The 20,466-nt window shown below is 41.1% G+C and carries 26 protein-coding genes; 3 read left to right on the top strand and 23 right to left on the bottom strand.

The genetic code is table 11. The annotated features are described in order from the left end of the window. Window positions 1-458: 458 nt before the first annotated feature. The 4 genes from GFH30_RS06545 to GFH30_RS06530 form a co-directional block, all read right to left on the bottom strand. Entirely contained in the window at window positions 459-854 is a 396-nt protein-coding gene (locus tag GFH30_RS06545) for a hypothetical protein (protein ID WP_153371461.1), read from the bottom strand. Then, entirely contained in the window at window positions 855-1,220 is a 366-nt protein-coding gene (locus GFH30_RS06540) for an immunity protein Imm33 domain-containing protein (RefSeq protein ID WP_153371460.1), read from the bottom strand. It abuts the gene before it with no gap. A gap of 124 nt (window positions 1,221-1,344) precedes the next feature. Then, complete coding sequence (locus GFH30_RS06535) at window positions 1,345-1,947, bottom strand: nitroreductase family protein (protein WP_153371459.1); 603 nt, start codon at window positions 1,945-1,947, stop codon at window positions 1,345-1,347. A gap of 295 nt (window positions 1,948-2,242) precedes the next feature. Continuing rightward, complete coding sequence (locus tag GFH30_RS06530; RefSeq protein ID WP_153371458.1) at window positions 2,243-2,734, bottom strand: hypothetical protein; 492 nt, start codon at window positions 2,732-2,734, stop codon at window positions 2,243-2,245. 322 nt (window positions 2,735-3,056) lie between these two features. Between GFH30_RS06530 and GFH30_RS06525 the strand changes: the two genes are divergently transcribed. The 3 genes from GFH30_RS06525 (at window position 3,057) to GFH30_RS13360 (ending at window position 4,254) form a co-directional block, all read left to right on the top strand. Next, on the top strand, window positions 3,057-3,356 hold the full coding sequence (locus GFH30_RS06525) for a hypothetical protein (protein WP_153371457.1): 300 nt from the start codon (window positions 3,057-3,059) through the stop codon (window positions 3,354-3,356). 84 nt (window positions 3,357-3,440) lie between these two features. Next, window positions 3,441-3,836 (top strand): transposase family protein, encoded by a 396-nt coding sequence (locus tag GFH30_RS13365; RefSeq protein ID WP_067731471.1) that lies wholly within the window; start codon window positions 3,441-3,443, stop codon window positions 3,834-3,836. Further along, window positions 3,784-4,254 (top strand): transposase family protein, encoded by a 471-nt coding sequence (locus GFH30_RS13360; protein WP_196779980.1) that lies wholly within the window; start codon window positions 3,784-3,786, stop codon window positions 4,252-4,254. Before GFH30_RS13365 ends, GFH30_RS13360 begins: the two co-directional genes overlap by 53 nt. A 312-nt stretch (window positions 4,255-4,566) precedes the next feature. Here GFH30_RS13360 and fumC read toward each other — a convergent pair whose 3' ends face one another. From fumC to GFH30_RS06425, 19 genes are all read right to left on the bottom strand, one after another. Further along, window positions 4,567-5,961, bottom strand: a complete 1,395-nt coding sequence (gene fumC, locus GFH30_RS06515) for a class II fumarate hydratase (protein WP_153371456.1) — start codon at window positions 5,959-5,961, stop codon at window positions 4,567-4,569. A 103-nt stretch (window positions 5,962-6,064) separates the two neighbouring features. Further along, window positions 6,065-7,072, bottom strand: coding sequence for an NAD-dependent epimerase/dehydratase family protein (locus tag GFH30_RS06510; RefSeq protein WP_153371455.1), 1,008 nt, complete (start codon window positions 7,070-7,072; stop codon window positions 6,065-6,067). Window positions 7,073-7,306: 234 nt separating this feature from the next. Then, window positions 7,307-7,507: an Rz1-like lysis system protein LysC gene (gene lysC, locus GFH30_RS13545; protein ID WP_455550320.1), complete on the bottom strand. Its 201-nt coding sequence runs from the start codon at window positions 7,505-7,507 to the stop codon at window positions 7,307-7,309. Beyond that, window positions 7,443-7,838, bottom strand: coding sequence for a hypothetical protein (locus tag GFH30_RS06505; protein WP_153371454.1), 396 nt, complete (start codon window positions 7,836-7,838; stop codon window positions 7,443-7,445). The genes lysC and GFH30_RS06505 overlap by 65 nt, the downstream gene beginning before the upstream one ends. Continuing rightward, window positions 7,835-8,380, bottom strand: a complete 546-nt coding sequence (locus GFH30_RS06500) for a glycoside hydrolase family 108 protein (protein ID WP_153371453.1) — start codon at window positions 8,378-8,380, stop codon at window positions 7,835-7,837. The genes GFH30_RS06505 and GFH30_RS06500 overlap by 4 nt, the downstream gene beginning before the upstream one ends. Continuing rightward, window positions 8,377-8,751, bottom strand: a complete 375-nt coding sequence (locus GFH30_RS06495) for a hypothetical protein (RefSeq protein ID WP_153371452.1) — start codon at window positions 8,749-8,751, stop codon at window positions 8,377-8,379. The genes GFH30_RS06500 and GFH30_RS06495 overlap by 4 nt, the downstream gene beginning before the upstream one ends. A 360-nt stretch (window positions 8,752-9,111) precedes the next feature. Beyond that, the gene (locus tag GFH30_RS13305; RefSeq protein WP_171501464.1) at window positions 9,112-11,238 is read right to left on the bottom strand and encodes a hypothetical protein; all 2,127 of its coding nucleotides are present in this window, start codon (window positions 11,236-11,238) and stop codon (window positions 9,112-9,114) included. 3 nt (window positions 11,239-11,241) lie between these two features. Then, a complete protein-coding gene (locus GFH30_RS06485; RefSeq protein WP_153371451.1) occupies window positions 11,242-13,794 on the bottom strand; it encodes a phage tail tip lysozyme in 2,553 nt (850 codons plus the stop codon). A gap of 64 nt (window positions 13,795-13,858) precedes the next feature. After that, the gene (locus GFH30_RS06480) at window positions 13,859-14,086 is read right to left on the bottom strand and encodes a kynureninase (protein WP_153371450.1); all 228 of its coding nucleotides are present in this window, start codon (window positions 14,084-14,086) and stop codon (window positions 13,859-13,861) included. A 181-nt stretch (window positions 14,087-14,267) separates the two neighbouring features. Next, window positions 14,268-14,600, bottom strand: coding sequence for a hypothetical protein (locus GFH30_RS06470; RefSeq protein WP_153371448.1), 333 nt, complete (start codon window positions 14,598-14,600; stop codon window positions 14,268-14,270). A gap of 44 nt (window positions 14,601-14,644) precedes the next feature. Beyond that, window positions 14,645-15,982 carry a hypothetical protein gene (locus GFH30_RS06465; RefSeq protein ID WP_153371447.1) on the bottom strand — a complete coding sequence of 446 codons (1,338 nt, stop codon included), beginning with the start codon at window positions 15,980-15,982 and terminating at the stop codon, window positions 14,645-14,647. Between the two features lie 2 nt (window positions 15,983-15,984). Beyond that, the gene (locus tag GFH30_RS06460) at window positions 15,985-16,578 is read right to left on the bottom strand and encodes a hypothetical protein (RefSeq protein ID WP_227551600.1); all 594 of its coding nucleotides are present in this window, start codon (window positions 16,576-16,578) and stop codon (window positions 15,985-15,987) included. 26 nt (window positions 16,579-16,604) lie between these two features. Beyond that, window positions 16,605-17,072: a GNAT family N-acetyltransferase gene (locus GFH30_RS06455; protein ID WP_153371445.1), complete on the bottom strand. Its 468-nt coding sequence runs from the start codon at window positions 17,070-17,072 to the stop codon at window positions 16,605-16,607. Next, window positions 17,069-17,401 (bottom strand): hypothetical protein, encoded by a 333-nt coding sequence (locus GFH30_RS06450; RefSeq protein ID WP_153371444.1) that lies wholly within the window; start codon window positions 17,399-17,401, stop codon window positions 17,069-17,071. The genes GFH30_RS06455 and GFH30_RS06450 overlap by 4 nt, the downstream gene beginning before the upstream one ends. Next, the gene (locus tag GFH30_RS06445) at window positions 17,401-17,757 is read right to left on the bottom strand and encodes a hypothetical protein (RefSeq protein ID WP_153371443.1); all 357 of its coding nucleotides are present in this window, start codon (window positions 17,755-17,757) and stop codon (window positions 17,401-17,403) included. The genes GFH30_RS06450 and GFH30_RS06445 overlap by 1 nt, the downstream gene beginning before the upstream one ends. Next, entirely contained in the window at window positions 17,758-19,143 is a 1,386-nt protein-coding gene (locus tag GFH30_RS06440) for a packaged DNA stabilization protein (RefSeq protein ID WP_153371442.1), read from the bottom strand. Window positions 19,144-19,145: 2 nt separating this feature from the next. After that, window positions 19,146-19,598, bottom strand: a complete 453-nt coding sequence (locus GFH30_RS06435; protein WP_153371441.1) for a hypothetical protein — start codon at window positions 19,596-19,598, stop codon at window positions 19,146-19,148. Beyond that, window positions 19,591-20,073, bottom strand: a complete 483-nt coding sequence (locus GFH30_RS06430; protein ID WP_153371440.1) for a packaged DNA stabilization gp4 family protein — start codon at window positions 20,071-20,073, stop codon at window positions 19,591-19,593. The genes GFH30_RS06435 and GFH30_RS06430 overlap by 8 nt, the downstream gene beginning before the upstream one ends. Window positions 20,074-20,075: 2 nt before the next feature. After that, window positions 20,076-20,453 carry a hypothetical protein gene (locus tag GFH30_RS06425; protein WP_153371439.1) on the bottom strand — a complete coding sequence of 126 codons (378 nt, stop codon included), beginning with the start codon at window positions 20,451-20,453 and terminating at the stop codon, window positions 20,076-20,078. Window positions 20,454-20,466: the final 13 nt, after the last annotated feature.

The following is a 20,466-nucleotide window of genomic DNA, read 5'->3' as shown; positions in this document are numbered from 1 at the left end:
ATTAATCGTGTAGATCTTTGAAAGATTCATTTATTTTTTTCTCTAAATTTCAATCATAAGACATGACTATTGCTTGTTTAAAATTCCTTACATTGTTGTGCTTTAGGTTTATTTGCAGATGAATATGAGTTGTTGGAGTTGTAGTCTATTGATGAGCTAATAAGGATCTGCAAAGTAAATAGAAACTTCATTAAATAGATCTTCATTTGTGTTAATTCAGCAGATAAAATTTAAGCCAATGCCCTATCCCGTATAAGTCTTAAATATTAAATTGCTTAGGCTATTTATAAATATAGATTTAGATAAAAGCCTCACCGCTACACATCTTTTAACTAAAAGTTTCACTCTAAAATAATTGTAAGAAAAACAAGATTGTTCACTTAATATTGATAATAATAAAATTAGTGAGATATATCCTCGGGGAAAATCCATAGAAAATGATTTATTGTGAAGATGTTCTACTTACTATTCGTATTTTCTTTTGAGTTTTCATTGAATAAGTTGGCGCAAAACACCTGTGTTGTCATGCCAGACTGAGTCAAACTCTCCTCCTGACGTTTTAGAAAATTCGTGGCAACCATGTGCATCATATTTGCCATATTTAAGTGGCTATTTTCTTCAGAGGTTGTTTTGATATTTTGGTAGGCATTCAGACGCGCACAAAAGGCTTTACGCTGTGTCGACGCATCTGAATGCGAATCAGGTTCATCCAAAATCGGTTTGGTTTCATTGACAATATCGGTCTGCACTTCAATAAACTGATCATATTCAGCTTGAGTAAGTGTGGCCGCATAAACGGGCATCGTCGCTATAGCCGCGCAGAAAACACCGAATTGAAATAAACCTAAGTTCATTTAAGCGTCTTCTTTCCAGACATCTTCATAATCATCACCATCGATCATAAAGCGGAAGCCTTGCTCGAGCGCAAGGTATGGAAGCACGTCAGGAATAATATCTTGCAGCTCACGCACGGTCATGGTTTCAAAGTCATCTTCATTTGACACTTGTTCACCACCATAAATAAACCAACTGATATTTTCTTCAGTCTCTGGTTTTTTGCGAATGCCCACGATTGGGTCTTGATCTAAGGTTTTTACAGCCACAGCAACGACATCATCCCCACTTACTTCTACATAAGCAGAACCCACTTCTTCACATAGAAGTTTTTGTTCAGCGATTAATTCTTGTAAGGGAGATAAATTTTGTGTGCTCTTTGACATATTGTCGTTACTCGTAGATTTTAAATCCTGAGTAGTTTAGCGTAATTTTTATCGTTCTGAATGTTGTTTTGTCGAAATCTCAGGATTAACTGCTCTCAATGGAAGAGCAGTTAATGTGACACTTTTATTTAAATGTTTTGAAGCGAACATCGTCTGCGATGTAATCTTTAGCACGTGCTTCGCCTTCAACCGAACCAAATACCAATTGTGCACGAAGTTTCCAGTTGGCAGGAATATCCCATTCGTTATGCACTTGTTCGTCTACAATTGGATTGTAGTGCTGTAAAGAGGCACCTAAACCCTCAGTGTGCAATGCAGTCCACGTTGCAAATTGAGCAATTGCAGTTGAGTGTTCAGCCCAAATTGGGAAATTCTCTGCATACGATGGGAAACTGTCTTGTAAACCTTTAATGACATCAAGATCTTCAAAGAACAAAACTGTACCCACACCTGCTGCAAATGTTGCCATTTTCGCTGTGGTTTTTGCTGCACTTTCTTCGTCTTTTGCATAGTCTTTCAGTTTGTCAGCAACAAGGCCCCAAAAATTTTCATGCGCTGCACTAAAAAGAATCACAGCACGTGATGATTGCGAATTAAATGAAGATGGACTTTGCTTAATTGCGTTTTGAATCAAATCAGTGAGGTATTCTGGCGTCTGTTCAACGTTCTTGCCAATGGCATAAATGGTACGGCGTTTAGTAATTAAATCTAAAAACTGATTCGACATTTTTAAAAATCCTTGGATATATCTTCGGGAAAATTGAAACCTTTACGTTTATTTGTGTAGTAAAACTTAATTTACTTTTTCACGTTTTATAAAGCATAAATGGTGTGTATACCTTATGAAAAAATACATGCAATAGCCATGCTCATTTCGGTATAACTTTATCAAAATACTGAATATATTCTTATTTTTTGATCAAATTATCTGCTTTTAGCATCACACGACGGCGCACTAATTTATTTTGGAGATATAAAAAATCCCCCAATATTGGAGGATCTATTATTTTAACTATACAGTATTAAAATTTGGCATTTAAGACGTTTGCAGACACTTTCGATTTCCACAAGTCACGTAATGTTGGTAAGTAGAATTTCTCACCAAGATCCACCAGTTCAGCATCAATCAAACCGTGAATATCGTGCATAAATAAGTAATCAAGCTCTACTGTGCTCAATTTCATATGTTTCTTTTGATATTCTTTACGTTTCTGCTGCGATGTTTTAATCATTTGGTCTGCAAAGGCTTTGTCTTTGTACTGGCTAATTGCATTTAAGCGCAGCTCGATAATGCCCCAACCTGTCAGTAACATTTGGAATGTCTCAAAATCTTGAGTCGTCGATTCCCATGACATGTCTTCCAAGTTTTCATTTTCTGGAAGCACAGGTAAAAGAAGTTCCATAATGGATGGGAAAATCTTTTTAAAATTCAAAATAAATTTAACAGGATGCTCACCTGGATAATCTTTGAATTGCACCTTTTTTTGAACATCTGTTAAATAAACATCAAGCATTGAAAATTTCCGTAGAGTGGTTGCTGCACAAAGGTTTCATCAAAAATGGTAGATGAAATTTAGCAACAATGAATAGCAATGTGTATTCTAGCAATTATAAAAAGTTATTCAAAGTTATTTGAAATTCTCACTATAATTGGATATTTATATTAATTACTAACATAAGCATCGATTACTTTTAAACTTAACTTATTACTTGGTATGAAATTTTGAAAAAATAAGATTATTAATAAAATTTATTTTGGCATTAGTATTCGCGCTCGCTCTTGCATGGTTACCACTTTTAACGATGAACTCATTTCTCCCTTCTTTCGGAGATAATATGGCTACAATTTTATCAGCCACCGCTACTTTTTTTGCTGCTTTTGTGGCAATCATACTTTATACAGATTGGCGAGCACCTCAATATTTACAGAAAATATCTTATGAAAGCAGAGAGATTTTTAAAGTCTCACGTCAGTTAAAATTAAAAGCAGATCAACTATTAGAATTAGTTAATACTCGTCTAGCAACGACTAATTTAAACAACGATAATACTGACAGTTTAAAATATAAAAGTATCATCAAAAATTTACTTGATGATATCGACGACTTAGCGAATTTATTAGTTATGTATAAATAGATCTCTTTCATAAATCAAAAAACGATCAATCTTTTGCTGATTATTTGTACCGAAGAATTTTATATATTCATGCATAATCTGCGGATGAAATACATTGATTTGAAGAAGCTTTCTGAAACACAGTTTAAGCGATATACAGGCATCAGTTTTTCAACCTTTGATTTAATGGTTGAACAACTGAAAATGCATGTCCCGACTAAAGGTAGACCACCTAAGTTAAGTGTAGAAGATCAGGTTTTACTCTGTCTGAGCTATTGGCGTGAATACCGAACTTTATTCCATGTCGCAACAAGTTATGGCGTGTCAGAGCCTACTGCTTCAAGAATCGTCCGCCATGTAGAGGATTGTCTAATCAAGTCCAATCTATTCAATTTACCGAAGAATTTGCCTGAAGGCGAAGGTATCGACTGGAATGTGGTGATCGTAGATGCCACAGAAATTCCAATACAAAGACCTAAAAAAACAGAAGAAAAGCTATAGTGGCAAGAAGAAGGCACATACTTTTAAAGTTCAAGCCATTATCCATTATAGAACTCGGCAAGTTCTGAGTTTATGCACGAGTCGTGGTGCTGTACATGATTTCGAGCTATTCAAACGCAATTTAAATCAGGTTCCTAAAGGGTCTTTTATCCTTGCAGATAAAGGCTATCAAGGGATTTACGCAGTGTATCCAAATAGCTTACTGCCTCTTAAAGCAAAGAAGCGCTGCAAATTACATCCCGAACTAAAAGTCTACAATCAAGAAATCAATAAAAGAAGAATTGAGATTGAGCATGTATTTGGCAGTTTGAAAACCTTCAAAATCCTTACCGAGCGATATCGCAACCGCGGCAAAAGATTAGGCTTAAGATTCAATTTAATTGCTGGAGTCTACAACATGGAGCTGAGTAAAAAATGACTTATGAAAGAAGTCTAATATAATTTCAATTCTAAAATTTCCTTTGAGAATGAACACTTGCTTAACATAGAACCATTTTATAAATCACTAACAGAACTACATCAAACATTAAGTACCCCACATTACATAGAGGATTATATTTCCTCTGCAAAACAAGTTATTGAGTATGTAAAACTAGGTGATTTCGAGGAAGACATAAGAAATATAACTATCAATCTCATAGATATAATTTCAAAATTTCACGTCGATTTGCTTAAAAAATAGAAATTAAATATAAAAAAGCCCTCAATTGAGGGCTTTTTTACTTAGCAATCACTTCACATTTGCTGAAACCATCTTCTCAGGTCTCACGACTTCATCAAACTGTTCAGCCGTCACAAGCCCAAGTTCAATAGCCACTTGTTTGAGGGTCTTATTTTCCTTATAGGCAGTTTTTGCGACTTTGGCAGCATTTTCATAACCAATGACGGGGTTTAAAGCAGTGACAAGCATTAAAGAGTCATGCAGATAATGATCAATTTTTTCACGGTTCGGCTCAATCCCGACGGCGCAATGATCATTAAAGCTATTACAAGCATCGCCCAAGAGTTGAATCGACTGTAATAGGTTGAATGCAATCACAGGCATAAACACATTTAGCTCAAAGTTACCCGAAGCACCTGCCACATTAATGGTGGTGTCATTACCCAACACTTGCGCCACAACCATGGTCATGGCTTCACTTTGAGTTGGATTGACTTTGCCCGGCATAATACTAGAACCCGGTTCATTTTCAGGGATGCGAAGCTCACCTAAACCACAACGTGGACCACTTGCGAGCCAACGAATATCATTGGCGATTTTATTAAAACTCACCGCTAATGTTTTCAAAGCACCCGATGCAAAGACAGCAGCATCACGACCTGCAAGCGCTTCAAACTTATTGGGCGCCGTGACAAAAGGAAGTCCTGTCAGTTTACTCAGCGTTTCAGCCGCTTTAACCGCGTAGTCTGGATGCGCATTTAAACCCGTACCCACAGCCGTTCCACCTAAAGGTAACTCATATAAACCTTCTAACGCTTGATTCAAACGTTTTAAACCATGATCAAGCTGTGAGACATAGCCACTAAATTCCTGACCCAGTGTCAACGGCGTTGCATCTTGTAAATGGGTACGTCCGATTTTCACAATATCGGAAAAGGCTTCAGACTTAGCTTGTAAGGTGTCACGTAATTGTTGAACAGCAGGAATTAATAATTCATTCATTTGCAAACTTGCCGCGACATGGATCGCTGTTGGAAATGAGTCATTGGTCGATTGCGCGCGATTAACATGATCATTCGGATGTACAGGTTTTTGTGAACCCAACGCATTACCGAGCTTTTGATTGGCAATATTGGCAATGACCTCATTACAGTTCATATTACTTTGTGTACCTGAACCCGTTTGCCAAACCACCAAAGGAAATTGACTGTCCCATTTTCCTTCAATCACTTCTTCCGCTGCACCTACAATATACGTGGCAAGCTCATCAGGAATTTGTTTCAGTTCAGCGTTAGTCATTGCAGCAGCTTTTTTTACCAAGCCCATGGCACGAATCATCGGACGTGGTAAGCGCTCCTGACCAATTTTAAAGTTTTGCAAACTACGTTGAGTTTGTGCCCCCCATAGTGCTTCGCTTGGTACTTCTACCTCACCCATGGTGTCATGTTCAATACGTGTTTGCATATGTACCTCTAGATGTTGAATAAATAGATTTCCTTATGTCTTGAGCTTATGTGATTTAATAGATGATGTAAATGATATTCATTATCATTAGTTTCAATCTCGCTTATTGTCCGCGCAAAGTGTTTTGATAAAAGCGCCATTCATCTTCAAGCATTTTTCTTAAGGGCTGGGTCGGCTGCCAATTGAGCTGCGCTTTTGCTTTTTCACTACTCGCACCTAACTGATCAAGCTCCACACCTGAGTAATACAGCGCTTCTTCTGTACGGATACTCACTTGGGTCACTTCTGCCACTTCATCAAGTAATTTTTGAATAGATGTTAATTCACCGGCAATATTAAAGGCTTCACATGCCGATTGTTGTTGGCTTAACCATTGTAAGGTCTTAAAGACTGCATCACAGGCATCTAGGACATGTAAGAAACTGCGTTCTGTGGTTTTATCTGCGGTATTGGCTTGCCGACGCAACTCAATACTGTCACGTTGTAATGCACCAACTTGTAATGCGAGTGGAATAATATTTTTCGGCAATGGCGGTACCCATTCTCCAAGTACGCCATGTTCAAATGCACCCGCGATATTAGAGAGCCTTAAAATCGCAATTTTCCATTCGTTATCCGTATGTGCGGTATCACGAATGATTTCCTCAACCATTTGCTGAGACTTAATATAAGGATTGGGATAAGTGTAGTTAAATTCTTGATCTTCTTGCAGGTCTGTACCTGAATGCCCATACACTGCCAAACTTGATAAATGCACCAAATGTCGCACACCGGTACGCTGCATCGCACGCATAAGACTCATAATACAACTAACATTATCATTGTAATATTCAAGCGGTTTAAGTACGGATTCTTCGAGTGATTTAAAACCTGCTGCATGAATCACCGCTTGAATGGAATGCTGCTCAAAAACTTTATTCAGCGCAGGTGTATTACGGATATCCGTTTTAATAAAAGGCACATACATGCCAGAAATAAATTCAAGTCGTTCGAGTGTCTGTAGGCTTGCATTGGATAAATTATCCACCACAATGACCTCTAATCCTTGTGCCAAAAGACTTAAAGTAATATGTGAACCTAAAAAGCCTAATCCACCGGTCACTAAAATCATTGTTTATCAACTCCGTTTCAAAATCAGTGGTTTATATCTTATTGGTGTTTTTTTGGTGTTTAAACTGACTTATCCACAGACTTTAGAAACGTAAAAACCGGCTTAAAATTTCTTTTGAGCCGGCTAATCTGCTCAATAAGTATAGATCATTTTACAGAGTGAAAAAATAGTGATTGTTGTGCTTGTGAATAGTTAATGTATCTCTTAATAAGCAACCACTTAAAAAGACGATTTTTATTTATCTGAATGGATCTTAATATAAGCATCCACTTTTGCAGCACATTCAGCACCAATCTCTAAACTCTCAACATATCGAGTGAGTAATTCACCCATGGTGTTGTCTTTGAGTGGCTGATACTCATCACAGGGCTTAAGGAGGCTTGCGGGTATTTGCGGCAATGCGGGCACGTTCCGCGATTGACATGCCTGCGTCATCAAGCTTGCAATCACGATAGATAATGTTAGTAGTGACTTTTTGAGTTTCATGTTTTATATCTCGAAATTCAACTTTGATGTTATTGCGCTCAGCTTCCAGTTCATTCTCAACAATGAATACTTTGGCTCGCCATGCGTCAATTGTAGATTGATATGCACTATTTACTTTGTTGATGCGTTCAACACAGGCAGCATCTGCGCTGTTAAATTTGGCTTTCCAATGTGAAGCTCGCCATGTCTGCACACCAAAGCCAATAAGTGCAAGTAATAAAAAAGCCGTCAATACAATGATGACGGCTTCATAAAATTTAGCGATGAATGTTTTAATCATAGCGCCACCCGCTGTGAGATCCATCCAAAGAAAAATTGCTCTTGGCTTGGGTTGCGTTCAGTGATTTCGATATAGCGATTACCCTGCATGATATTCAAGACTTTCCACAATGTCTTTTCACCCTCTTTACCACGCTTAGATAAAAAGGTTTTTAATGCATTTAGGGTTGCTGGGCCATATACACCATCGACTGCTAAATCAGACCAGCCACCTTTGCCTTGGTTGTTGAGTAAATTCAAGGCACGCTGCAAGGTGGGTTTAGCAAAACCAACACCACAGTTCACACCAGTATCTAGTAATTCTTCAGCAATCAATGGGCTAATATTATTTACTTGGTCAAAACGTGGCTGAATCCAATATTGCTTTCGATAAATATCACGCGCTAAAGATTCGGGCAGGTCTTTCATATTGCCTTTATAGCCATTTACCCGAGCTACTGATTCAGTAATACCGTATTTGGTAGCGCCACCACGGTCAGCTGCAATATTTACATAACCGCCTTCGCGCTTGATTAAGTCGTTAAGAAATTGCTCAATATTCACTTTTTCCATTCCTCTTTAAATTCACGCAAAATATCTAAAATTGTTCGACCTTCACGTTGTTCAATTAAATTAAACACCCAACGCACAACGGCCCAACCCGGCAAACCACAAGCAAAGAAAAACCCACCAAGGGCAATCATCCCCCAAATATCAGTAACCCATTGATGTAATGAAAATTTCACAATAATGAAAGCCCCACCTGCCAAACTAGAAACGATCGTGCAGATCAAGCCAGTAACCCATTCTTGCGGTGATCGCGGCAGACGCATCATGAGAACAACTGTTGCGACCATTAATATCGCCAACGATGTGACAATAAACATCCCATAAAATTTTAAAAATGCAGCAACACTACTAGAGACCGGCTCCATTTACTTCCCCTAAATTTTGGCAATAAAAAACCTGATCTAATTAAAGATCAGGTTTGATGTGGGTTTGCTGGTTAATTACTTGAGTTATTCAATATTTGTTCAATTTTATCAATACGTCTACGCTGATAAGTCATTTCTACAGCCAAGCATTCTTCCATGCGTAGCATATAGATTTCGCCTGCTCCTTTCTTTTTTAGAACTCCCTTTATTGTCTTATGATGGTTCGCTTCATTAACAAACATATGTCTTGTAATGCGCACCGAACCCGATATAAGTTTTCCTTATAATAGCACTTTTGAATGAAAATAATAAAAGCCCCGAAGGGCTTTTATTAAGAAGGTGTGATGGTTGTGATTTATACTATATCCATTCCATCTCTATATATTGCTCAACTTCGTCCACTTTAGCTACATAAACCCTTTTCGCGGTTGTGTTGTAATCTATATCTATTCCCGCAGCGCCCGAAGTTCCAAACACGATCTCAGCATAACCGTAAGTGTTGAGATTGTCGTTTAATAACATCCCTGCTGTTCTGTTTGACCATGTACAAGCTATAGCTCTAGTCGGTGTTGCTGGGTATGATGAATAAGCTGAGAATTCAACCTTCTTACTAATATTTAAGTTCTGGGATGTTCGGAATGGGTTTTTAGCTTGAAAGTTAATCTTCAATACACTTTTTACAACATCAGAAGTCTTGTTTCCAATCATTGTGAAATAAGTTTCAGGGTATGATTTACTTAGTGATGTGTCATACCTTATAACCTCAATTTTTGGCAGGCTCACTGCGTAATTGTTATACTTAATTTCAATTTTACCATTTGCTCCACCTCCAGAGTAGCCACCAATGTTGGCAAAAATATCCTGAATGTTAGCTTCTGATTTGAAAGTATTGTGATGTATATTCCATCCAGACGGATTTGCGTAACCATCGCGTCCTTCGATATAGACATGATAATCAGATGCACCATCGAATGTGTTTCCAGTGACCTCCCCTGAATGAACACCCCTAGACCCAAGATTTCGTCTTAAATTTCCGATCATCGTGTTGTTAGTTATAATGTTGTTATCATTACCACCACTGAACAAGCACCCGATTCTCAAGTTGTAGCAAAGGTTATTATCATCAATAGTAACGGGGTTGTTATACCCAGCGAGCGGGGATATAAATAAGCCATCTGCACCATTCCGCAAGCAAGTATTTTTTCTAAAGAATGATGGTGCTAATGTCGCGTTGGAATCAATGCCGTTGTTGCTGTTTTCATCAGCAAAGCACCCTTCTATATCTGCAATATATGTGCGGCCAGCACCCATGCCTAAGTACCCACATCGGTGTGTTTCACAACTACGTGCGTGGAATATTGTATTTGTTGTTGGGTCTACCGCAATTCTGTTGTAAATACCAAACCAACCACAATCATTTGCGGCTACTCGATTTAAGTAAATATCAAACTCATCCTCGCGATGCCCCCCAATCTGTAATCCGTTTCGTCCTGCGTTGTTTACAGTAACGTACTGACCCACAGGATTTGCTGTACTTGAACCCTCAAGAATATCAGCATACACCCCATCAGAACTAACCATAGTCAACACATTCCCCGATACAGAAGCAATCTTAACTCGGCAGTCAGATATCCAGATATACTGACCCACAGAAAAGATACTTGCGTCCGCAACAGTTTGTGTTTTTGAGTTCCCGTCAGCAGCAACAGTTAAAACACTTCTTACCAGATTTCCGTTGGCTGAGAAGTCACAATCTTGAGCTATAAGCAATGATTTAGAACTTGATGAGATAGACCCTTTTAGGATCATTGCTCCGTAACCTTTAAAACCATTCGCAAGAACTTTATCCAAATATATTGAATTGCTAGATTGATTAATCACAAAATCTACACCGTCGCCTGTATTTCCAGATGTTGGTACGATTTTAATGTTTTTAAAATTAGCACATTCCAGTGTAACTTTACTTGACACTGCATAAGTCAGACCTTGACCATCCAAAACAAGTCCGTTTTCAGTCGCAAAAACATCAGCATCAATTAGAGCTTGCTTGTCGTCAGTTACACCATCACCCGATGCGCCGAAGTCTTTTGGATATACAGCCACATGTTCTGCTAATTTAAGTGTAGCCTGATTTAACTCATCATTGACTTGCTGCTGATTTTTTCCGCTTGCGTCAACAACAAAGTTCGCAGACCAACCCTTGTTTTTAAAATCCACAAGAATAAAGGCGCCATTTCTATTTTTAATCACAACAGAATGTTGTGCTGTTTTTAAATAAACCTTGGTCGGGCTGCCGTTGCGTACTGGATAACCATTGCGCGTGCGAATTGGTTGTGCTGCGGGAACTGTAAAATCCGCATCCCAAAACACCTCCACTGGAAACAACTCAGGGTCTTTTCCGTATTCCCCAAAAAACAAGAAACCCGCATCGAGCGGGCTTCCATCAATATCAGCAATGGCTGTGTAGGGTGCTAAAAACATGGTCATAACTTAACTCCGTGGGTTTAATGCGTCTTCTACACGCTTGCGAATTTTCCGATCTTTAATGTGTTTGGTTGAGAGGCGTAATGCACTTGCGACTGGTGCTGGGAATCCAGACATGCCCGACAAAACCAAATCCATTGCTGCTGATAGTGTTGCAGCCGTATTGCTGTGATTGATCGCTGCTGAAGCTGGAACAGTAAAGATTGTTTTGGATACTTCATTCAAGGCCCGTAACTTATCAGCGCCTTGTTTGCCAAAAATGAAATCAAGCTTGTCATCAAGTTTGCGAATTTGAGCATTAAGTGCAGCTGGACTAATCATCTGGTTGCCTTGACCGTCTGGTGCAACACCTTTGGTGGCTTCATCTTTAATGTTTTGAAGCACAGCGGCTTGGATTTCACTCCAAGATTGTTTTCCTTCTGGCCCGGATGTCATGATGGTTCGCTTGGCTTGTCGAAGGTCATCTAAAGAGCCGCTGTAAATGACTCGATCTACAACTTTTTCATAAGCAACTTTGCGGTCATCGGTGCCTTTTTTATTTCCGGTTAAATCTTTGATGATGGTGTGATTTTCCCACTTATCACCAAAGCGTTTACGTTCTGCCCGGGCAGCCTTGTATAGTGTCCCCGCATACGGTTCTACGTGAGCATCAATGAAACCTTTTAAGATGGTCGCCTGACGAATGTTTGGCGCCTCCTGATTCACGTTTCCGTTAATCTCAGAGCGCCATTTTTCAAGCTGTTTGATTGTGGGGTTTCCGGGTATTAAGCTGCCATCGTCCGCCTTTTGAGCAATCCCAAGTGATACTGCAGTACGCTTGGCTGCTGTAATGATTGGTGTGGTTGGTAATTCAGGCTGTGAATTCAGGTAATCAATGATAGATATCTCACCATCCTCAAGCACGCTGACTGGCTGCGTCACATCAACTGGCGTAGCAGCTTCATCCGAATCATCCGCTTTTTTATAAGCAACACGCACCCGATTTTTATCAGCCTGCATTTGCTTCTGTAGAGCACCATCAACCATTAAACCAACATCACGCGCATTACCGCCTGTCTGACTGCCTGTCTGATCAATGAAAGCATCAAAGTTCTGCTGAACCGCTTGATGTTGTTGCTCATAACGCTGGCGAAGTGGTGCACCAGCATCCGGGTCTTTTGCAGTTTCAACTTCAAATTTTAACTGTGCAGGGTCTCGGCTAATCTGCCCTCTGGTGAGTTCAGGTGTTACCGGTAAATCTTGAGCCAGTGCTTGGCGAACAGTTGCTTGATCCACTTGGGCGGCACCTATGCTTGCAGGCGCTGGACCAGTATTTGTGGTATCGCGATTAAAAGCATTTTTAGCCGCCTCCGTCACCGTTGCGACTGGCCGTTTTGCTTGCTCCACCACTTGAGCGACAACCGGTTTGGCTGCCTGAACAACATCTCTTGCTGCTGTGGTTGCCACTGGCACAGATGCACGCCCTAACGTTGCAGTAGCAGTACCAACACCACCACCCAAGACAGGCGGCAAGGTATCAAGACCAGTATCTTCAATAAACTCACCCACTGCACCTACAACACGTTGTCCGGCTGCTGTGTTTGGCTCATAAGTCAAAGCATTAGCAAACTGACCTGCACGATTTACAGCATTTTGAGCGCCTTGTTGTGTACCAAATGTGCCATCAACGACAGATTCAGCAATACCGTGCAAACCGCCTGCAGCCTGACCAATAGCGCCACCAACCGCACCAGTTGCCAGAGTTGCACCAGCCTCAAGGCCACCGATGATTTTATCCATTGTGCTCAATGGTGCTTGTTGTGGTTTTGGTTGCTGTGGCTGATCCTCTCGAATCACACCATTTTCATCAAAATCAGGCAATCCGGCTGGTGCTGCCTGGCGTTCTGGATTCTGTTGATCAAAGGCAGCCAATAGGCTATTCACACGATTTTGCTTTTGCTGTGGATTAATTTGATTTTTGGTTGTGCTGGCCTTGGCTTGCTTGTCATAAGCAGTCACAAGTTGGTTGATTCGGTTTTGTGCTGGCTTGCGGTTTGGTGGCTTGATTTCCCCAACCATGGCTTTAGTTTCATTCCACGTTTTAGGGTTGCCGCCTAATTGTCTGTAAAAATCATCCCGATTCTTGTGTCCAGATTTGTACTCTGGATCGTTGTAGCGCCAGCGGATAAAGTTTGTGCCTAGAACCTTTGTTGCAGTATCGTAATCAACATCTGGATTAGACAAGAAGGTTTTCTTTGTTGCTGCGTATTTAGGCTTTGTGTTGATCTCATGAACAGCGTATTTTGCCATTTCATCAAGTGCAGCCTGACTTTGCTTAATCTTGCCATCCGCATACAAGCCCTTTGATTTAAGCCTTGCAAGCAATGGTGCTTCACGACCATTCTGCCAAGACAGCAAGCCAACATTTGTTTTTTTATTACTGTCGTCGGTGTGAGCGCCAAACACAACACTTGGATCAAATGAGTTTTCACGCCCCACTTCCGCAGTGATGATGCGGGCCTGATTTTTGCTTAGTCCAGCCTTTTCAAAAGCCTTCATCACACTTTGTTGTAAAGACATAACTTTTCCTTAGGCAAATAAAAAACCACCCGAAGGTGGTATGTGTTTAACTTGGTTGATTCTTTTAGGGCTTATAATCCCAGAGTGTGCCATGCTCACCGCAATTTCTTTCAATGGCGTTCATTGTGGTTTCTGTGCTATAAGCACCTTTTCGCCATTCATTCACAGCAACCTGAATGTACGCTCTGCAATTAACTGGCAGCCCTAATTCATCGCCATAAATTGGCTTGCTATTTGGATCCTTTGCGCAAGCACTTAGACCTAAAACAATAGCTAAAATTAAATATTTCATCCTGATATCTTATCCCTCTCAAGGTCACTCACTCTTTCATTAAGCTTATTGATTTGGTGTTGTTGCGCATTAATCCTCTCCTCTAAAATCAGAATAGATTTATTAAAGGTCTTTTCTTGCTTTATTATTAAGTATGCGAGAACAGCAAATGCAAAAATAACCAACCACATCACATAGCCCTCTAGATCCGACAGCCCTTGCTTTCAATAGCATGCCTAACAGCTTCTTTTTCACCCTTAACATTAGCAAGCTCGGATGCCTCAACCCCATCACCCTGACCATAACCCCACCATGCGGCTTGCACTTTGCTGGTTTTAATCCTCTGCTCTTGAGCTATTACAAGTTGATTTTCTCTTCTTGCTAAGGAGTTAATTTCAGTTGCTAACTGGTCACAAGAAAAACCCTCATAGCGCAAGCCAGATGTATATGACCCAGTAATTTGTGATGGTTGAGTTGGCATATTCATGCAGCCGACAAGAGATAAAACAAACCCAGATAGAATAATATTTTTCATGTGATAACCCTCTTTATTGTTAAAGAAAGGTTATCACAGAATAATCACTCAATCCCTAGTTGATTCGCTACTTGCTGCATCTCTGCAGGCGATACACCGCGAGCTTTTGCAGCAGCGACTACTTCAGCAGAATAACCCTTGCCCTTGGTGGCATAAATCTGGGCATTTTTATTCGATACTTTTGCCACGCCTGACGCCGCTCTACCAAGTGCAGACAACTGACGCTGAAACTCTCCAACATCCTGATTTGGGTTTAGGTTACCAAGTGCAACGGTTACTTTGGATCCTTCCATTTCCGTCATAGCACCCAAGCCTTTCAAGCTTTCAGCCCCAATTAAGAATGCACGGGATTTTAAAGTCTCAACCTTTTGAGCAAAATTATATTCATCTGTGCCAGGTGTGTTCCTCATGGCACGATTCCAATAACCACCAATGTATTTACTTAAATTGGGGTCATTGGCAAGCTCTGCTGCTAGTTTTGCGGTTTCTGCTGCATTTGTTGATGCACTTGCGAACTTATTAACCTTTTCCAGTCGTTCCATGCGCTGCTCAGGTTTTTCTTTGACATTAAATACAGTCTGGGCAATCTTTCGCTCTTCCTGATTTAAGTTTTCATAGAACTGCTGCTGATCTTGATCAAGCTTCGCATAGAATTGATCATTACCGAGCTGCATCTTTTGCTGCTCAAGAACACGACCTGTTTGGCGATCCTCAACTTGCGATTCAAGGTTGTCAATCTCAGCCTGTGTCTTGTCCCCATACCAAAGATTTTCAGTTTCAGTTTTCTCGGTTTCAGCCTTGGTCTTCCCGGTCTGCGCTTTCTTAAGGTTGATTTCCTCTGGCAGCATCTGGTTTTCACCTAATGCGCCCAACACATCCTTGAACTGCGATGGTGTGGTTGATGCCAGCGTTAGGCCTGATATTGTTAAAAGCCCATCAGGATCTGTTTCTGCCATTGCTGCTAGTGTTCGCATTTGATCGGCAGTGGTTTTATCTCCTGCATTCTCATAACCCAAAGCTTCAGTTTCAAGAATGGATTTTGCAACGCTTGGTTGCCCACCAGATAAAGCTGCATAGATGCGCGATGTAGTCTTAAATGTAGCTTGTTGTTTACCAGAATCCAAAACATCGTAGCCACGCTTAAAGTCTTCAGCTAAAGATGGAAACCGCGCCATGATGGTTGCATAGTCTTCATGGGTTTTGTTTGGCTTGGATGCAAAAGTGGATAGCTCCTGCTGCATCTGCTCTTTTTGCAATGCTTCTTTTTGTGCGAGCTCTTTCGCCTGCACAAATTGCCCGATTTGCATGCCTTGAGTGAGACCAGTCATAGCAGTCTGGACAGGGTTTTGCACATCAAGCATATAATTAATTGGCTGTACCATAATTAAAACATCCCCATCATTTTCATGCCGCCAACCTGACCAATTGCACCTGTCAGACCATTCCACATGTTTGCGCTAGCTTGGCCGCTTGCTAAAGCCGCACCCGCCTGTGCAGCGCCAGACTGCTGATAAAGGTTTGAAATATTGCTTGCAGCCTGCATGCCTGCGTTACCGGTTCCGGCTGCCGCGTTCTGACCAAGCGATGTCATACCTGCCAAGTTTTGATAACGCTGATTAATTAACTGATTAAGCAGTTGCGGTCTGAATTGCGCCAATGCTGCTTGGGTATTGCCGCCACGCAAGCCGCCGGTAGCAGATGCGTTTTGCAGAATGGCATTTTCACCTTGTTGCAGGTAAGTTTGCATCTCTGCACTATTGTTTATATTTCCGATAGCTGCTTGCTGTTTGGCTACACCATTGATACCCATTAGATCCTGCTGACCAGATAAGCCGCTGAGACCAGCATCCGCATAAGGTTTTAAAAGTTTTTGAACCGCATCAAACTGTCGACGCTGCTCCTCCACTCCCATTTCAGATGATTCGATCTGAGCATTGGCTGCTGAGTTCGCTGCTTTTTTCTGTGCTCGGCTGGACATTACGCCGCCTACAACTGCACTACCAACTACCGCTGCTGCAACTGGCATAAGTATTCTCCTTTGGTTAGGCCTACCAATGTTTGGTCAAGCAATTCACCGTTTTTCAAGAATGATTGAGTCAAAACACCTTCTTTTTTGAATCCAAGTCGAAGTGCATAAAACAAGGCTTTTTTATTGGTCGAAGGTGTATAAGAAATTGCTTTTTGATAATTACTAAATAGGTAATTAAGCAGTAATTGCCCTGCTTGAAATGCTTCTTTGCCGCGCAGCAACAAGCATGTATGAATTTCTGCTGTCACTGCATTTTGAGGAACAAGCATGAATAGACCTTTGATTTCTTCATCTTGGTAGATCCCAAGACATTCAAAGGCGTGTGGTAATTTCTGTAATTCGTGATTCTTGGATGCATCGTCCGAAATATCATCATTGACTGCAGCATCCAAAATCACGCGATTAATCACATCAATATCACTTAGAGGCCGTAATGTAATCATGTGACCTCTCGCCCTGATGCTCGAATAGTGAGTGAAGCAGCCGCACTGGCAATCATGCTAATCGCATCGCCTGCCTCCAACACATGCCCGACCAATTCAGGACAAACATAAGTTTCATCAGCCGCAACAGCCTTGCCTTTAATGATTGCATTGGCGTCATCTACAGCACCACCTGATGGCACCAGATTACAACTAAACGTCACTGCTGCCCCTGTGGTATTTGTTACAGTCACCTTATCAATCATGGTTTTAACTGATGCAATATGTTGATTGGTTTGAACATCTTCCAGTCGCTTTGATGGAATAATATTTTTTACTTTGACAGCCATTAGATCAGCTCCAATGAGTTAGTTTCTTGATATTGAATTTGAGTAGGTTCGATGTGGTCTGGTGTGACATGCTCATAACGTGGCGTTAGATCGTCATGTTGGCAGTTGCACTGATGCACTGGCTCCATTGCCTTAACTTCTGCTAAAGCTTCAACTGCATAAAGTAATGCCATTGCCAAGGCTGCTTGAGCGGTTGCACTTTCAGCTAATGATTGAACATCATCAAGGTTTTGTTGCTGATTATTAAATTCACCAGGTAGAATTTCAAAAACTTGCTCAAAAGCTTTTAGGGTCCTTGGGTCTTTAAAAATCTTGGCAAGCTCTTCCCGACTTGGTTTTTTAGGTCTAACTAGCATTTAAACCCCCAGTGGCTCCACTTTTGCTTCTAGGCGTGCAATGGATAGTCGCGCTGCTGATGTGCCTGTAAATCGCTGTATGCGCCAGTTTTGCATATAGCCTTGTTGGAACCATACAAGACGCTTTGTGCGCTCTCCACGCTTGCCAGCGCTGATAAACTTCGGCATAGACCATTCAATACCATCAACTGAATACTGCGTGTAAATACGGGTTTCTTTATTGAAGGCATTACGACCAGTTAGAGCCACCAATTCAAGTTGATGAAAGATTGCACCGCTGGACTCGTTATAAACAATCGCCGTGCCAAACTGCCACTCGACAACCTCACCCCAATGCTCACCAGACTGATCCGTGAGCACACCAAGCTTTGCTTCTGCTGTGTGACCAACAAACCATCTGTTATGGGCATGCGTCATGTTTCGAGCTTTATAGCCGCCACCACTATTTAAAATAAACCAAGTTGGCTGGCCAGTTGTTTGCGATGCAACTGAATCATAAACCAAAGTTTGATCTGGTAGATGGATGTATAACCACGAATGCCCATCAATCTGACGCGATTCCACCAGACATTTAGTTAATTGGCTTTCTGTGTAGTTTGAAAGAATCTGCTCAACTTCACGTGTTGCAATCTTTTGCGCAGAACCAGCAGATGAAATATAAACCGTGATAGCTTCATTTCGCCCACCACCAAGCATAGCGATTGCATCCATGTAAACACATGCAGTATTTTTGCTCAGCGCGCCTTTAGTGGTTTGAGCACCATCAATGCGCTGGAATGGAAAAAACTCACCACCGACGTTATCAAACACCTCAATCGTGTGACGGTTCAGTACATAGACTTCATTACGAAGTTTAATTAGACCAACAATTGGATCGGGATCGACTTCTGAGGAACCATATTTAAGCGGATTCACTTCAAATGGGTTATTGAGCTCAGTGATCACAATATTGTCGCTATCGCTTGTCATGAAATAACCATCTACCCAGATCACATCATGCACAGCGCCCAGATTGGAATCAGTGACTTGCTTGAGTGTGCCGTTGTATAAGTACAAGGCATCTCCTGCATTAATAGCTAAATAATCAAATGAGTAGTCAAATGAGCACAGTCCACCTGATTGCACGCTACCAATTTCTATAACCTGACCAGATGCTGAGATTTTTACAAACTTAGTGCCGCAAACTCGATAGTGCTCGCCACGCCAAACAATGCCACCACGATCTACACCAGGCAGATCAGCAACATGATTAATACCCTCGGCTGGTCTTAAATATCCTGCTGAAATCCCCTGTCCTTTTGGAACTGGAATCAGATTCACCGGATAGGCTGTGCGAAAATCAGAGTTATTGTCAGTGTAGATTCCATCCAAAATAGGGATTTGCATATTTACCCCACTCGATACCAAGTATTTGAAAGCTTGTCGTACTTCAGTTTAAAGAAACCATTTGCTGCCAAGGCATTAGGCGCACCAATGACAAGTGCATTGTTTCCATCGACAGAGAAGTTATCCACTTGCTGAGCACAAGCAACCAGTAAGACCTGCCCATCTGCAACATCGTAACGCTCAGGCATCTTGATTGATCCGGTCGTAATGCTTACAGATGGATTGAGGATCAAGTACGTGCCAACTTCATGATTTTCTATATCCAGCGTAAAATCTGCATTTGGGTTGAAGTGCTGAATATTGATTGGCGGGTAATCAACTTTCTTAATGCCTTCCTGAATTTTTTCAACCAGCAAATCAACCGGTACACCACGAAAATCTTGATTGTTTGCACTCCAGAGCACAACTGAATCATTTGGACCAATGCGATCCGTAATATTTAATCGTTTATTCATTGGAAAAACTCACTGATGTATCTGGTGCAAAAACGGTTTTGGTGCATGTCTTTTCGATAAATGGGTGACATGTTGATTTGTGTCCAGCGCCACGCGGTAACGATGGATCAAGCTGCACACGCGGTGGATTGCTCAGCATTGCCAATTGAATGGTTTCAAAAGCGTCTTTAGCCATAGCCTTGGTTTCGACTGGAACCACCTTTCCGAATGCGCCAGCCAATCGGATTGCTAAATTCAGAACAATCGCCTCAACCGCATAATCCGGGATAAAGGTTTCCTGATCCAAGTCACCACTATTGGCATCACCTGACAATGGGTAGCCAAAACGAATGTCTTTGCTATCCCATAGCGCCATCATTGAATCGAGCTTGCGTTTAGCGCTTTCAACCTGCTCTGGCTGCATATCAAACACATAAGATGCAAGTCCTAGTTCCTCAAGTGCCTGCTCAACAATTTGTCTTTTAGTCCAGGACATAGCTACTCCTTACTTTCGTCATACATATCAAAAAGATCTTGAGCAATACGTTGAACCGAATACGCCTCAAACTCGGAGCCAGGGTTTTCCTCCCCCATCTTTTTGCGCAACTCTTGCCAAATATGCTGCGCTTCGTGCAACAAAAGACCATGAACCGCATTAAGAGACCAGTGTTCTTGATTGCCAATTTGGACAATGGCTGAATCATCGTCAAAGAAATTCACCCTTGCTGATGCACCGCCATCTAGAAAAACAATTTTCTTTTTTTTATCAATGCATTTTAAGGCAATATTCATTTGCTTTTGATTTTTAACAAGCGTATAGCGCATATGCTGAAATGGGGTTTCATACCATTTCGCTACATCTTTATTTTTAGCCATACCTACCCTCATC

The organism is Acinetobacter wanghuae (genome assembly GCF_009557235.1).
GTDB classification, from domain to species: Bacteria; Pseudomonadota; Gammaproteobacteria; order Pseudomonadales; family Moraxellaceae; genus Acinetobacter; species Acinetobacter wanghuae.
The sequence above is the reverse complement of the archived record's forward strand: the minus strand, read 5'-3'. Positions and strand labels throughout refer to the sequence as shown.